Source organism: Alkalimonas cellulosilytica (genome assembly GCF_036325985.1).
In the GTDB taxonomy this organism is placed as follows: Bacteria; Pseudomonadota; Gammaproteobacteria; order Enterobacterales; family Alteromonadaceae; genus Alkalimonas; species Alkalimonas cellulosilytica.
In genome coordinates, this window is record NZ_JAUHLI010000005.1 from 67,437 (window position 1) to 81,195 (window position 13,759).

Consider the following 13,759-nt stretch of genomic DNA (forward strand, 5'->3'; position numbering starts at 1 on the left):
GATGTTAAAGCAGAATCAAAAACCCAGTTGCTCGACGATTTGACTGGCGACCGCCCGAGCACTTTGCTCATCGGTCCGCACGGTCAGATCCGCAATTTCTTCATACAAGGGGTTGCGCTCTGCCGCCAGGCGGGTCAGCACCTCTTCTGAGTCTTCTTCGGTTTGTAGCAAGGGCCGGCGCTTATCGCGTTGCGTACGGGCAACCTGCTTTTCGATTGGAGTTTCCAGGTACACCACAATACCGCGAGCAGATAGCCGATTTCTGGTTTCTTTGCTGGTGACTGAGCCACCGCCAGTTGCCAATACAATGCCCTGCATTTCAGTCAAGTCTTGAATGACGTTCTCTTCACGAACCCGAAAACCAGCTTCACCTTCTAAATCGAACACCCAGGCGATATCAGCACCGGTTCTGCGTTCAATTTCCTGATCCGAGTCATAGAAATCAAGATGCAGCATGTCTGCCAAATGACGGCCAATTGTGCTTTTACCAGCACCCATAGGACCTACAAGGAAAATATTACGTTTTTCTGCCATATGTCGTCGTGCTAATTCATTGTCTTGGTGAACTTAAAGTCAGGAACCAAGGCTCCCACGAAGATTTGAAGCGCTGAATTATGTCAGCAATGGCGTTCGCTTGGCAAGCTTATTTCAAAAATATTAGCGGGTATGCCAGCTACTCAGCAAACAGGCCGGACATTGCCGGCCTGTTGCTTGGTTAACGCTGAACCGGATGTCGATTACTGACCATCGGTTAAGATCCTTGGCGTGACAAAAATCAACAGCTCCGTCTTTTCATTAAATTCGCTGGTATTTTTGAATAAACGACCAATGTATGGAATATCACCAAATAGCGGAACTTTGGAAATAGCCGAGATGGCTTGTTGCTGATAAATTCCACCCAAGACAATGGTCTCCCCATTATCCACCAATACCTGGGTCTGAATGCGCTGTGTATCTATGGCAGTTGCAGGACCAGTTGGGGTTTGCACCGTGTCACCACGGGTATCCTGGGTAATCACCAAATCCAGAATAATACGGTTATCCGGTGTAATTTGTGGGGTCACTTCCAGGCTTAATACCGCCTTTTTAAAGGTGACTGTGGTAGCGCCACTGGAAGCCGCCTGAACGTAGGGAATTTCAGTACCCTGCTCGATACGGGCCATTTTTTGATTCGAAGTGGTGATCCTTGGGCTGGCAATGATTTCAGCTTTGTTTTCTTGCTCCAATGCCGACAGCTCTAAATCAAGAATGGTGCCATCTGACAATTTAGCAACATGGAAGGCAATATTCCCGGCCGGATTCGTTACCGGCAAATTGACATTCCAGCGCTGATCCAGACTGGGAATCACCCCTCCAGCAATTGTATTAGCCCCTGCAGCGGTTCCTGAAGTACCTTTAGTCCGCTGCTGGTCTGAGAATCCCCAGCGAATGCCCAAGTCTTCCTGCACATTGTCTTTCACAGTCACCATCCGCGACTCAATCAGCACCTGCCGAACAGGGATATCCAATCGCTCCACTAAACGGCGGGCATTTTCTATGGAGCGACTGGTATCACGAATCAAAATGGTGTTGGTCCGATCATCGACCGAGACAGCGCCACGCTCCGATAACAAGCTGGTATCCTGGTTACGAAGCAAGGTGGCGATGTCGGCTGCCTTGGCATAATTGATCACCAGAAAATCAGAATACAGTGGTTCCAGGTTCTCAACATCCAGCCTGGCTTGCAGCTCACGGGCCTCACGGCTGGCCAACTCGTCAGTTGGAGCAACCATCAGAATATTGCCATCCATCCGTTTATCAAGCCCACGCACCCGCAGCACAATATCAAGCGCCTGGTCCCAGGGCACACCATCCAGTCGTAAGGTCACGTTACCAGTCACAGAGTCGCTGGTGACTAAATTGAAGTTATTGTAATCAGCAATAATTTGCAGCACAGTCCGAACTGGAATATCCTGAAAATTCAGTGAAATAGCCTGCCCCTGGTAATCACGGCCACCCAAGACACTGCGCTGGGTGGTGTCACGCTGCACGGTAAGGGTGAAAATATTATCAACTTGCTGATAGCTGTGGGTAAAAGCCTCTGTAGGTTCAATCACCAGACGGCTAATACCGTCCTGATGAAAGGTTTCAATCTGACGGACAATGGTACCAAAATCCATTACATCTAAAATATACAGCATATCATCAGGAATGCTGGTGTTGTGGAAATCCAAATGCAGTTTGCCAGCACGCTCAGTCACATTGACTGCTGCTGCATTATTGCGAAGGAATACCAAAACACGGCCTTCACCACGCTCGCCACGGCGAAAATCAATCGCCTGTATGGCATTTAGAGCACGTGGTTTAATTTCATTGTTGTACGCTGGGACAGCCTCTGCTCTGCTATCTTGTAGATGCAGGAAAAAACTGCCTCCTTCCTGACGGGTCTGATAAGGGTTCAAGCGTTCCAGATAGATCACAATGCGGGCACTTTGATCTTCCGTAAATGCATTGATTTCTTTAATACCCGAGCGGCCAACATCAATTTTAGCCAGTGCAGCATCCACGCTGATATCGCTAAACTGCAGTTCTATCCGCGCTGGTTGATTAAACACCTGCACATCTGGCGACTGGTTAAGTGTTCGATCGAACACGAACTCAAGCTCAGTCTCACCGCTCATTAATGGGCTGTAACGCACATCATGCAACAATGGCTTTGCGGTTGCTGGCAAGCTCAGCAACACCATTAATACCATAGCCTTGTAGATGGCGTATTTTACATGGTTTGTCATTGTTTTAGTCATCTTATCCATCATGCATTACACACCTGTTAATTAGCAGATCCAGCCATCTGCAACGTTGTCGTTCTTTCTTGCCAACAGCCTGCTCCATCAGGGATCAGCTCAAGCAATTCAATATGCGTTGACGTAACCGCAAGCACCCGGCCGTGGTGCAAACCAAGATAGTTACCCCTGGTAACCCGATGCAAGGTTTGATCCCCTGCCTGAATCAAAGCCCATAACTGATTACTGTCGCCCAGAGTACCACTCATGATCAGGTTATCTAACGCAAAACTCTCCAGTGGCTCCCGCCGCCGATTCGGATCGGGGTGCGGACAATCGCGTTGTTGTACAAAGCGTTCCTGTATCGCCTCGCGCCGAGGCAATGCAAATGGACTTCTTGACTGCGCCCCTTGATACGCGATGTGCTGAAACTCTTGCATTTCAGGCAAGGGCTCTATGCGGGTTCGGGTATTCGCTTTTACTTCGGCCTCAAACTGATGAATATCTGCCATATCATCAAAACAGGCTGTTAAAAGGAGTGTCATTGGAACTAACCACAACCATCTCATTGGTCAGCCTCCTTATAACGGTAGGTTTTTGCGACCACATTAAAACGCAGCTTACCATCCTGCTCCGCAGCGATATTAAAGTCGTGCAGACTGACAATGCGGGGTAAGCGAGCCACTTCACTGACAAAATTACCAAACTGATGGTAATCACCAATCACATCTATCCGTATCGGCAGCTCAGTATAAAACTCTTTTTCAATTTCCGGCATCCAGTTAATCCGCACAAAGTTCAGACCACTGGTAGTACCCACATAGGTAATATCGTCCAATAAGCCTGGTGTTTCATGCGTTGCCGGTAATTGCTTCAGCAAAAATGAAAAGGTTTGTTCCATCTCAGCCATTTGCTGTTTATAGGGCTCCAGATTCACAGCCGATGCATACTTGGTGCGATATTCTTGCCGCAGCTGAGTTTCCTGCCGTTGAGCGGCATTCAGATCATCGATTTTGCTACTAACCAACAGGTAATAACTCAGTGCCGCCACAGCCACAGCCACCACCGCAGCAAAGATAGCTTTCACCACAGCTGGCCAACTGCCAATGTTATCGAGAGTCAGCTCATTGACGTCAATGTTGGAAAAATCAACATTCCAATCCAGTTTCATCGCGTCTCTCCCTGCAGCACTTCAAACCCCTGCACCCGGACATGCATTTTAAAGTCACTGAGCAACTGATTGCTGCGACCTGTTTCAATAAACTCCAGCAAAGGATCGGACAGCAACTCCGAGTCCTCGACCAGACGGATCATATTCGCTAAGCGGTTGTTAGACTCACTGCGGCCATTGATCAGGATTGCGTTGCCTTTTTTCTCCAGACTGGTCAGGTAAACCCCACTGGGTACTACCCGCACAATTTCATCCATGATCTGGGTTCCCAGATTACGGCTACCTTGCAACTGAGTAATCAGCGCCATTCGTTGCTGCAGGCTATTCTTGGTTTCGTTCAAATCACGAATTTCTGCAATTTGCCGGTTCAGTTTGCTTATTTCAGCCTGCAAGTACTGATTGCGCTTTTGCTGGCCTTCCAACCTGGCGCTGTATATCGAGCTCACCACGAAAACCAGCATAAAACTGATCAGGGCGACTGCAGTCAGAATACTCAGGTATTGCTTTTGCCGCTCTTTGCGCGCTGCTTCGCGCCACGGCAATAAATTTATATGTGCCATGGTGAAAAGCTCCTTAATGCCAGACCAGTAGCAACCATCAATTGCGGCCCTTGTTGCTTCAGTAACTCTTTGTCAACCGAGCTGGCACAGCTCATCTCGTTAAAAGGCCTTGCGATCACCGTATAAATGCCTAACTCATCCGTCAGGAGCTTATCGATACCTTCAAGCAAAGCCGTGCCACCCGAGATCACCAGATAATCGATATTTTCTTTACCGCTGGTGGTCAGATACATTTGCACACCTCGCCTTACCTGTTGCAACAACATAGTCTGGAAAGGGGCCAGCACTTCAAAGGTGTAGTTGGGTGGTAAATCACCGTTTACTTTCGCCTGCTCGGCCTCTTCGTAACTTTTGTTGTAGTAGGAGAGGATGCTACGGGTGTATTGCTCGCCCCCGAACACCTGATCGCGGGTGTAGAGTGTTTTGCCTTTTTCCAGCACGGACAAGAGTGTCATGGTGGCGCCTATATCAACCATAGCCACGACTTTCTGATTGGCGTCATCAGGCAATTGTTTCAGACATAAACTCGCCGACCGACTCAAGGCATAACTTTCGACATCGATCACTTTGGCATCAAAACCACCATGCTCCAACGCCGCCACCCGGCTTTCGACGCTTTCGGTACGGGCAGCACTTAGCAAAACGTTGACTTTGGAAGGGTCTGTCTCATTAATATCAAGCTTTTCAAAATCCATACTCACTTCGTTCAGTGGGTAGGGAATCAGGCTGTCGGCTTCCACCTCAATCTGGCTTTCCAATTCAGCATCGGTTAAGGCGACATCCATAAAAATGATCTTGCTGATAACGGTTGAGCCAGAAACAGCTGCAGCGGCAAACTTGACGGCTCGTGGAATTTTCTTACGGATTTTATTGAGCACATTACCTACGGCTTCAATGTCCTGTATTTCACGTTCAGACATAGCCCCTTTGGCCATAGGCTCAATTGCAAAGGCTTCCAGCTGGAACTTATCCTGCTGTTGACTAAGCAACACAGCTTTCACCGAATGGGAGCCGATATCTATGCCCACCATCATCGGAGACTGTTTTCGAAAAAGTGGTTTCATCATAGCAACACACAGCCGTAGTTATTACATTTGTTATTGTTATACAATGTAGCTTAGATCCTTTTTTCAGGAATAAAAAGAGTTTATTCAAAAACAAACAACTATATACTAGTTGTCCGATGTCCAAATTGACAGTTGTAACTGAGGCGAATGGGTGTCCTGGCTTAAAAAAATTTTGTTTTTGTGCGTAATTGGGCTGCTGCTGGCTGTATTGACAGTAGCTGCGGCCTATTGGTATGTGAAAGATGATCTGCCTGATGTCAGCTTGCTGCAGGATGTGCGGCTACAGACACCGATGCGGGTTTTTACTGCCGATGGCGAACTGATGTCACAATTTGGTGAGCAACGCCGCATCCCGCTTACGCTGGACGAGATGCCACCCCAATTGATTGAGGCATTTCTCGCTACCGAAGATAGCCGTTTTTATGAGCATCCTGGCTTTGATGTGATTGGGATGATGCGGGCTGCGATCGTTGTCGCTAGTACCAGAGATGCCAAACAAGGCGCCAGTACCATCACTCAGCAGCTGGCAAGAAACTTCTTCTTAACCCGCGAAAAGAAAGTGATCCGTAAGATCAAAGAGATCTTCCTGGCAGTTCGCATCGAACAATTGCTTACCAAAGATGAAATTCTGGAACTGTATCTGAACAAAATTGAACTGGGGCACCGGGCATTTGGTGTCGGTGCTGCGGCTCAGGTCTATTTTGGGAAAACGGTGCATGAGCTCACACTGGATGAAATTGCCATCATTGCTGGTCTGCCGCAAGCCCCCTCGGTACTGAACCCGGTGCGCTCACCAGCCAATGCCCGCAACCGCCGCAACATTGTGCTGGGCCGGATGCTAGCCATGAACTACATCTCCGAACAAGAGTACCGTGAGGCTCTGCAAGCACCGGTAATCAGCCGCCGCCATGGTGCTCAGATCACGGCTTCCGCTCCTTACGTTGCAGAAATGGTCCGTCAGCAAGTGGTAGACATGCTTGGAGAAGACTATGCCTACAGCGCTGGCCTGCAAGTCTATACCACCATCACCAAACCCATTCAGGATGCAGCACGCCGTTCTTTACAGCAAAATTTATACGATTACGATGAACGCCATGGGTACCGCGGTCCACAAGCGCAGCTTTGGACAACCAAAACGGAAGACGTCGAAGCCGATCCTGCCTGGACAGAAACTGAGATCCTAAGCTACCTGGCTGAATTTACCAGCCTGGAAGATTTGCACCATGCCGTGGTCATCGCTCTGGAAGAGCAAGAAGCTCAGGTATTGCTAGCCGATGGCAGAGCACAGACATTGCCCTGGGATGGCCTGAAATGGGCCCGCCGCTTTATTAACGATCAGCGCCAGGGGCATGCACCCAAGCTGGCGGCAGATATCCTTCAGCCAGGCATGCATATCCGGGTGCGTTACAATGGCGATCACTGGCAATTAAGCCAGGAGCCGGAAGCCACCAGCGCTTTAGTCGCGATGGATCCTAACACCGGTGCCATTCAGGCATTGGTTGGCGGTTTTAGTTTTGCCCAAAGCCAATTTAACCGGGCAACCCAGGCCAAGCGTCAGGCAGGCTCAACCATCAAACCCTTTATTTATTCTGCTGCTTTGGAGCATGGTTATACCCTGGCATCGATTGTCAATGATGCCCCTATCCATCATTGGGATCAGGGTGCCGGCATAGCCTGGCGTCCCCGTAACTCTCCTGCGGTGTATGATGGCCCTATTCGGGTGCGTGAAGCTTTGGCTAAATCGAAGAACGTGGTATCGGTCCGTTTATTGCGCGGTGTCGGCATCGACGCCACCATTCAACACTTGCGTAATTTTGGCTTTGCTGAAACTGATTTACCGCGCAATGAAACCTTGTCGCTGGGCTCCGCTTCACTCACACCGTTGGAGCTGACAGCGGGCTACGCAGTGTTCGCCAACGGTGGCTTTTTGGTTGATCCCTATGTGATCGATCGAATTTACAACGAAGAAGGCGAGCTGATTTATCAACACCGGCCAAAAGTTGCTTGCCGTGACTGCATAGAGCAAGCTGAATTAAGTACTGACAGCCGGCTTCAGGATGGCGACGCAGAAGCCCAGCTGGCTCAACTTTTTGCCAGTTTAGAGCCAGCTCCCAAAGAACCGAAACCCACTGAAGCTAAACAGGCACCACGGGTGATTTCGGAACAAAACGCCTTTTTAATTCGTGAAGCCCTGAAATCCAGTGTCTGGGGTGGCGGTAATTGGAATCGAGGCACTGGCTGGAATGGCACGGCCTGGCGGGTACAAAGCCTGCAGCGCCGTGATATTTCCGGTAAAACCGGTACCACCAACGACTCGAAAGATACCTGGTTTGCTGGTTTTAACAGCCAGCTTGTGGGGGTCGCCTGGGTTGGTTTTGATGATGCCAATCGCAGCCTGGGTCGCGCCACCTGGAACGCGAACTTAGGCCGTGATCAAAGCAGTGGGGTTGAAGCAGGTGCCAGGACAGCCCTGCCGGCCTGGCTTGAGTTTATGCGGGTTGCTATGCAGGATATGCCAGCAGATCAGGTGGAAACACCATCTGGGATATCGTCTGTTCGCATCGATCTGGAAACCGGTTTATTAAGCCGCGCTAATGATCACACCAGCAGCTTTGAATTCTTTATGCGTGGTACCGAGCCAAGCCAATACGCTCAGCCCGGCGCTCCGGCATTCTCCTTTGACGATGAAGAACCCTCCACCGAACTGCTGGAACTGTTTGATTAGGATTGACTTTGCTCTTAGCAAACAAAACGGCCAGCACAATGCTGGCCGTTTTGTTTGTATACTATGCCTTTATTGCTGGGCAGCCAACCAGGCTTTGGCCTTTGCCAGCGCTGGCAGTACTTGCTCCGGGCTGGTTCCCCCCAGAGCACTGCGTCGCGCCATACCGGCTTCTAAGGTGAGTGCCGGGTAGACATCCTCGCTGATAACATCGCTGACCTGTTGCATCTCAGTCAATGGCAGTTGCTCCAGCGGCAGTTGCTGCTTGGAGGCTATCAGCACCAACTGACCTGATAAGTGATGAGCATCCCGAAACGGGATCCCTTTGCTAACCAGATAGTCGGCCAGGTCGGTAGCATTACTGTAGCCAAGCTCAGCGGCCTGACGACAAGCATCTACTTTCACGCTTAAATGTGGCAGCACAGTCGCCAGCACCTGCAAGGATTGTTGCCACTGCTGCATCAAGTCAAAAAAACCCTGCTTGTCTTCCTGCATGTCTTTGTTGTACGCCAAAGGCAAGCCCTTCAGCACGTGCAAAATGGCGACCAGCTGGCCCAGAATACGGCCACTTTTGCCGCGCAGCAGTTCAAACACATCCGGGTTTTTTTTCTGCGGCATCAGCGATGAGCCGCTGCTGATGGCATCGCCCAGCTTGAAAAAGCCGGCTTCGCCCGAGCAAAAGAAAATCACATCTTCCGATAGTCGCGAAACATGGGTCATGCACAAACTGGCCGCTGCTGAGAGTTCAACCACAAAGTCGCGATCAGACACCGCATCCAAACTATTGGCTGCGGCGGCATCAAAACCCAGCTGCTGCGCCAGCCAGCTGCGATCCACCGGTACCCCGGTGCCTGCCAGGGCACCCGCACCAAGCGGGCACACATTCAGCCGCTTGCTGGCATCGTCCAGCCGGCCCAGATCGCGTTTCAACATCTCAACATAAGCCAGCGCCCAGTGTGCCACCATCACCGGCTGAGCACGTTGTAAATGGGTGTAGCCTGGCATCACTGCCGTGCCAGCTGCATCAGCGAAATTCAGCAGTGCCTGAATACTGCCAAGTAAGCTGCTTCGTACAGCCGATGCCGCAGCACGGGTCCATAACCGCAGATCAGTCGCCACTAAGTCGTTGCGGCTGCGGCCGGTATGCAGCTTGCGGGCAACCGTACCAAGGCGTTCGGTCAGCTTAGTTTCCACCCAGCTGTGAATGTCCTCCTCGCCGCTATCAACCGGCAAACGCGGGTTCTGCAACAACTCGTCTGCCAACTGCTGCAACGCCTGCTGCAACTGCTGTGCTTCATCCGGTGCAATCAACCCGGCTTCAGCCAGGCCGGCAGCCCAGACTTTGGATGCAGCAATATCCTGCTGTGCCAACTGGTAGTCAAAACTAATGGAGTCGTTAAAGGCTTTGAACTCATCCAAGGTTGCTTCGGTAAAGCGGCCGCCCCACATCGCCATAATCAGGACTCCTGTGCTGTTTTATCAGCTGCATGCATAGCGCGGATCCGACTGGCCAGGCTGTAGAGGCGAATAAAACCGGCTGCATCTTGTTGGTTGTAGACTTCATCATCTTCAAAGGTGGCAAAGGCTTCAGAGTACAAGCTATTGACCGAGCGACGCTTAGCTACGGTGGCACGGCCTTTGTAAAGCTTTAACACCACATCACCGGTCAAGTCCTGCGCCAGGCTGGTCGCAGCAGCGAGCAGAGCGTCTTTGAGCGGGGTAAACCAACGGCCATCGTACACCAGTTGGGCAAACTTCAGGCCAATCTCTTCGCGGTAATTCAGTGCGGTACGGTCATACACCAGCGCTTCGAGCCCCTGCAAACCAGCCAGCAAGATGGTGCCGCCCGGGGTTTCATAACAACCACGGGATTTCATGCCGACTAAACGGTTTTCTACGATATCGATCCGACCTATACCGTGCTCGGCTCCAATGTCGTTCAGTAAGCTCAACGCCTCGACCGGCGCCAGCTGATGTCCATTGATTTTTTGCAGTTCACCCGCCACGAAGGACAGCTCAACATAAGCCGGCTGATCAGGCGCCTGCTCCGGCGATTTGGTCCAGGTCCAGACTTGTTCTGATGGTTCACACCAGGGATCTTCCAACTCGCCACCTTCATGTGAGATATGCCAGAGGTTGGCATCCCGACTGTAGATTTTAGTAGCCGATGAGGTGGTCGGGATTTTCTTTTCAGCCAGATAATCCAATAACGACTGCCGTGAACTGAACTCCCACTCACGCCAGGGTGCAATGACTTTGAGTTGAGGTGCCAGCGCAGCAAAAGCGCTTTCAAAGCGAACCTGATCATTGCCTTTACCGGTGCAGCCATGACTGAGCGCATCCGCACCGACTTTTAAGGCCAGTTCAACCTGAGCGCGGGCAATCACCGGACGCGCCATAGAGGTGCCAAGCAGGTACTGACCTTCGTACACAGCGCCGGTTTTCAAGGTCGGGTAGACTACTTCGCGCATCAATTGGTCACGTAAATCGACCACATAGCAGCTGGATGCCCCGGACGCGATGGCTTTTTCCTCCACTCCGGCCAGTTCCTCTTCGCCCTGACCAACATTGGCAACAAAGGCCACCACTTCGCAGTGATAATTGTCCTTTAACCAAGGCACGATAGCCGAAGTATCCAATCCACCGGAATAAGCCAATACGACTTTCTTTACACTCATCTCGCACCTCATGCTAAAAGTTGAACCAGCACCGCATTCTGCGCGTGCATTCTGTTTTCTGCTTGCTGCAGCACCAGGGCTGCTTTGCTGTCCAGCAGCTCGCTGGTCACTTCCTGCCCCCGATGTGCGGGTAAACAATGCATCAGGTAAGGAATGCCCAGCCGCTCCAGTACAGCACTGGATAATTGATAATCACCAAAACGACGCAGCTGCTCGGAGGCATCCAGCGAGTCGCCCATCGACACCCAGGTATCGGTGTAAATGGCCTGGCTGCCATGAGCTTCGGATAAATGATGGCTCAAACTGAGGCTGGCGCCAGTTTTTGCGGCAATTGCCTGTGCCTGCTGCAGCACATGCCCATCCGGGCCATGATTGGGTGGCGTGATCACCACCAGCTTCATGCCTGCTAAGGCAGCCCCCAGCATCAGCGAATGGCAGACATTGTTGCCATCCCCGACAAAAGCCAACTGTACCCGTGTTAAGTCGCCGAACGTCTCATGCAGCGTCAGTAAGTCAGCCAACGCCTGGCAGGGATGGTACAAATCGCTGAGGGCATTCACCACCGGAATACCGCTGCTGGCAGCAAGCTTCTCAAGCGTGCTTTGCGAATACACCCGTGCAACGATGGCGTCGGTCCAGCAAGCCAGATTACGGCCAAAATCTTCCACCGTCTCCCGCTTGCCCATAGCACCATTTTGTTGATCCAAATAAACACTATGACCACCCAATTTATGAATGCCCACGTCGAAGCTAACGCGGGTGCGCAGTGAGGGCTTTTCAAACAACAAGGCAATGCTTTTACCAGCCAGAGCGTGTTGATACTGCGCCGGTTGATGCTTGATTTGCAGAGCCAGTTGCAGCAATTGCTGCAACTGCTCCGATGAAAGCTCCTGCAAGGACAGAAGTTGGTGAAAAGTGGTCATAAGCAAACTCGCTGTTTTGTTTTTTATCTAAGGTTGAATCCTGGTACCTACCGGCTGCCCTGCCAGCAACCCAAGTAACAACTCAGGCTGTTGCCAACCGGCCACCACGATGCTGCGCTGTAAGGCTTGCGCGGTTTCAAGCGCGGCATCCAGTTTTACTTTCATGCCCCCTTTGATCACACCAGTGGCCACCAGACTGCTGGCCTGGTGCGCATCCAACTGCGGAATTAAGCTGCCATCGGCTTGTAAAATCCCTGGTACATCGGTCAGCAGCAGTAAATCACCCTGCAGCAACTGGCAAAGCGCTGCCGCTGCCAAATCAGCATTGACATTCAACAGGCTGCCAGCGCTATGACCGATGGAGCTCAGCACCGGAGTAAACCCTTGTGCCAGCAACCCCTGCAGCAGCTCAGACTGCCCCGGCAACGCTTTAGCGACTGCGCCGAGCTGACTTATCGCTTCAAAGCGACAACTGCCACCTGCCCCAAGCGTCAGGCCAACAGGCTTTAAACCGGCGGTATCGGCCAGCGCTACCAGTTCCGCATTCACAGCGCCGGCTAAGGCGCCGGCAATCACCGGCATTTGTTCTTTTGGCGATACCCGCTGGCCATCGATTTTTTCTGTGACAAAACCAAAGGTCTGCAACCAGCTTTCCACCTGAGCTCCACCGCCATGCACCAAGACCAGCGGCCGCTGTTGTTTAATCTGCAGGCATACGGAGAGTAAGGCAGTGATCGCTGACGGCTCTTGTAGCAGACGACCGCCCAGCTTGACAATCAAAGGACGCATCTCAGTCACGATAGCCTCCTGCCAGCAAGCCGGTGGTCTCCGGATAACCAAACTTTAAATTGGCCAATTGCACGGCCTGGGCGGCGGCGCCTTTAAGCAAATTGTCGATGGCTGAAACCACCACCAACTGTTGGCCATGCTGCTGCCAATGCAGATCGCAAAAACAGGTGCCGGCCACATCGGCTAAATTGGGCGAGCGCGGCAGCAAGCGCACCATAGGTTTGTGCTGATAGTACTGCCGATAAGCGGCATCAACCTCGGCCTTGGTGACACCAGCCTGTAAGCTGACGCTGATGGTCGCCAGAATACCGCGTTTGAAATTGCCCAGATGCGGAGTAAACACCACAGGACAGCCGAGCGTTTGTTCAATTTCCGGCCGGTGCCGGTGGCCAAAAAAGCCGTAAGCGGCCAGGCCTACTTCGCAAAAGGAGGTGCCCAGACTGGCTTTGCGCCCGGCGCCGGATACGCCACTGATGGCATTGATCACCGGTACAGCACCATCGGCCAGGAGACCGGCCTTGATTAACGGCAATAATGCCAATGCCGAAGCGGTTGGATAACAACCGGCTACAGCAAATAATGACTGCTCAAGCTCAGCTGCACTGATCCATTCCGCCAGACCATAAGGGGCCTGCGGCAATAGCGCCGGATGCTGATGAGCATAACCATAAAATTCCGGGTACAAAGTGGCGTCTTTTAGACGAAAAGCACCGGATAGATCGAAGATCACCAGGCCCTCAGCCAGCAAGAGCGGCGCTAATTCTTCACTGGCCTCATGTGGCAAGGCTAAAAAGGCGATATCCGCCTGCTGTGCCAGTCCGGTTAACGCTTCTGGCTGCCAGGGCAGTACTTGCAGATCCAGCTGATTACTGTAACGTGGATACAGGCTGGAAAATGCTTCCGGCTCACGACCGGCAGATGCATAAGCAGCCACTAATTCGATGGCCGGGTGCTGACTGATCAGCTGCACCAGCTCGGCGCCACTGTAACCAGCGGCGCCCAGAATAATAGCGCGTTTTTTCGGCAAAAGGTTTGATTGAGATTGCGACATCAGCGACTTTCCTCACACGGATAAGCCGCTAGTCTA

Annotated in this window: 12 protein-coding genes; 1 reads left to right on the forward strand and 11 read right to left on the reverse strand. The window is 51.7% G+C overall.

What is annotated here, in order from left to right:
- Positions 1-15: 15 nt before the first annotated feature.
- The 6 genes from aroK to QWY20_RS06170 all read right to left on the reverse strand — a co-directional run bounded on the left by aroK (position 16) and on the right by QWY20_RS06170 (position 5,560).
- Complete coding sequence (aroK, locus tag QWY20_RS06145; RefSeq protein ID WP_091337993.1) at positions 16-534, reverse strand: shikimate kinase AroK; 519 nt, start codon at positions 532-534, stop codon at positions 16-18.
- A gap of 203 nt (positions 535-737) precedes the next feature.
- The gene (locus tag QWY20_RS06150; RefSeq protein WP_407935407.1) at positions 738-2,792 is read right to left on the reverse strand and encodes a type IV pilus secretin PilQ; all 2,055 of its coding nucleotides are present in this window, start codon (positions 2,790-2,792) and stop codon (positions 738-740) included.
- Between the two features lie 17 nt (positions 2,793-2,809).
- Positions 2,810-3,307: a pilus assembly protein PilP gene (locus QWY20_RS06155; protein WP_330128156.1), complete on the reverse strand. Its 498-nt coding sequence runs from the start codon at positions 3,305-3,307 to the stop codon at positions 2,810-2,812.
- A gap of 20 nt (positions 3,308-3,327) precedes the next feature.
- On the reverse strand, positions 3,328-3,933 hold the full coding sequence (locus QWY20_RS06160; protein WP_330128157.1) for a type IV pilus inner membrane component PilO: 606 nt from the start codon (positions 3,931-3,933) through the stop codon (positions 3,328-3,330).
- Positions 3,930-4,493: a PilN domain-containing protein gene (locus QWY20_RS06165; RefSeq protein ID WP_330128158.1), complete on the reverse strand. Its 564-nt coding sequence runs from the start codon at positions 4,491-4,493 to the stop codon at positions 3,930-3,932. The genes QWY20_RS06160 and QWY20_RS06165 overlap by 4 nt, the downstream gene beginning before the upstream one ends.
- Complete coding sequence (locus QWY20_RS06170; RefSeq protein ID WP_330128159.1) at positions 4,481-5,560, reverse strand: pilus assembly protein PilM; 1,080 nt, start codon at positions 5,558-5,560, stop codon at positions 4,481-4,483. The genes QWY20_RS06165 and QWY20_RS06170 overlap by 13 nt, the downstream gene beginning before the upstream one ends.
- Positions 5,561-5,711: 151 nt before the next feature.
- On the opposite strand from QWY20_RS06170, the gene QWY20_RS06175 reads away from it, so the two are divergent.
- Positions 5,712-8,285 (forward strand): penicillin-binding protein 1A, encoded by a 2,574-nt coding sequence (locus QWY20_RS06175; RefSeq protein ID WP_330128160.1) that lies wholly within the window; start codon positions 5,712-5,714, stop codon positions 8,283-8,285.
- 69 nt (positions 8,286-8,354) lie between these two features.
- Here QWY20_RS06175 and argH read toward each other — a convergent pair whose 3' ends face one another.
- Genes argH through argC form a run of 5 tightly spaced genes read right to left on the reverse strand, consistent with a single transcriptional unit; the run spans position 8,355 to position 13,723 of the window.
- Positions 8,355-9,737, reverse strand: a complete 1,383-nt coding sequence (argH, locus tag QWY20_RS06180) for an argininosuccinate lyase (RefSeq protein WP_330128161.1) — start codon at positions 9,735-9,737, stop codon at positions 8,355-8,357.
- Between the two features lie 2 nt (positions 9,738-9,739).
- Positions 9,740-10,960 (reverse strand): argininosuccinate synthase, encoded by a 1,221-nt coding sequence (locus QWY20_RS06185; protein WP_330128162.1) that lies wholly within the window; start codon positions 10,958-10,960, stop codon positions 9,740-9,742.
- Between the two features lie 8 nt (positions 10,961-10,968).
- A complete protein-coding gene (locus QWY20_RS06190; RefSeq protein WP_330128163.1) occupies positions 10,969-11,883 on the reverse strand; it encodes an ornithine carbamoyltransferase in 915 nt (304 codons plus the stop codon).
- Positions 11,884-11,910: 27 nt separating this feature from the next.
- Entirely contained in the window at positions 11,911-12,672 is a 762-nt protein-coding gene (argB, locus tag QWY20_RS06195; protein WP_330128305.1) for an acetylglutamate kinase, read from the reverse strand.
- A 1-nt stretch (position 12,673) separates the two neighbouring features.
- On the reverse strand, positions 12,674-13,723 hold the full coding sequence (gene argC, locus QWY20_RS06200; RefSeq protein WP_330128164.1) for an N-acetyl-gamma-glutamyl-phosphate reductase: 1,050 nt from the start codon (positions 13,721-13,723) through the stop codon (positions 12,674-12,676).
- Between the last annotated feature and the right edge of the window lie 36 nt (positions 13,724-13,759).

Bases quoted from the DNA above. Each gene is read 5' to 3' on its own strand.
- QWY20_RS06165 (WP_330128158.1), bottom strand. From the start codon at position 4,493: ATGGCACATATAAATTTATTGCCGTGGCGCGAAGCAGCGCGCAAAGAG.
- QWY20_RS06185 (WP_330128162.1), bottom strand. From the start codon at position 10,960: ATGAGTGTAAAGAAAGTCGTATTGGCTTATTCCGGTGGATTGGATACT.
- argC (WP_330128164.1), bottom strand. From the start codon at position 13,723: ATGTCGCAATCTCAATCAAACCTTTTGCCGAAAAAACGCGCTATTATT.
- argH (WP_330128161.1), bottom strand. From the start codon at position 9,737: ATGGCGATGTGGGGCGGCCGCTTTACCGAAGCAACCTTGGATGAGTTC.
- argB (WP_330128305.1), bottom strand. From the start codon at position 12,672: ATGCGTCCTTTGATTGTCAAGCTGGGCGGTCGTCTGCTACAAGAGCCG.
- aroK (WP_091337993.1), bottom strand. From the start codon at position 534: ATGGCAGAAAAACGTAATATTTTCCTTGTAGGTCCTATGGGTGCTGGT.
- QWY20_RS06155 (WP_330128156.1), bottom strand. From the start codon at position 3,307: ATGACACTCCTTTTAACAGCCTGTTTTGATGATATGGCAGATATTCAT.
- QWY20_RS06160 (WP_330128157.1), bottom strand. From the start codon at position 3,933: ATGAAACTGGATTGGAATGTTGATTTTTCCAACATTGACGTCAATGAG.
- QWY20_RS06170 (WP_330128159.1), bottom strand. From the start codon at position 5,560: ATGATGAAACCACTTTTTCGAAAACAGTCTCCGATGATGGTGGGCATA.
- QWY20_RS06150 (WP_407935407.1), bottom strand. From the start codon at position 2,792: ATGGATAAGATGACTAAAACAATGACAAACCATGTAAAATACGCCATC.
- QWY20_RS06190 (WP_330128163.1), bottom strand. From the start codon at position 11,883: ATGACCACTTTTCACCAACTTCTGTCCTTGCAGGAGCTTTCATCGGAG.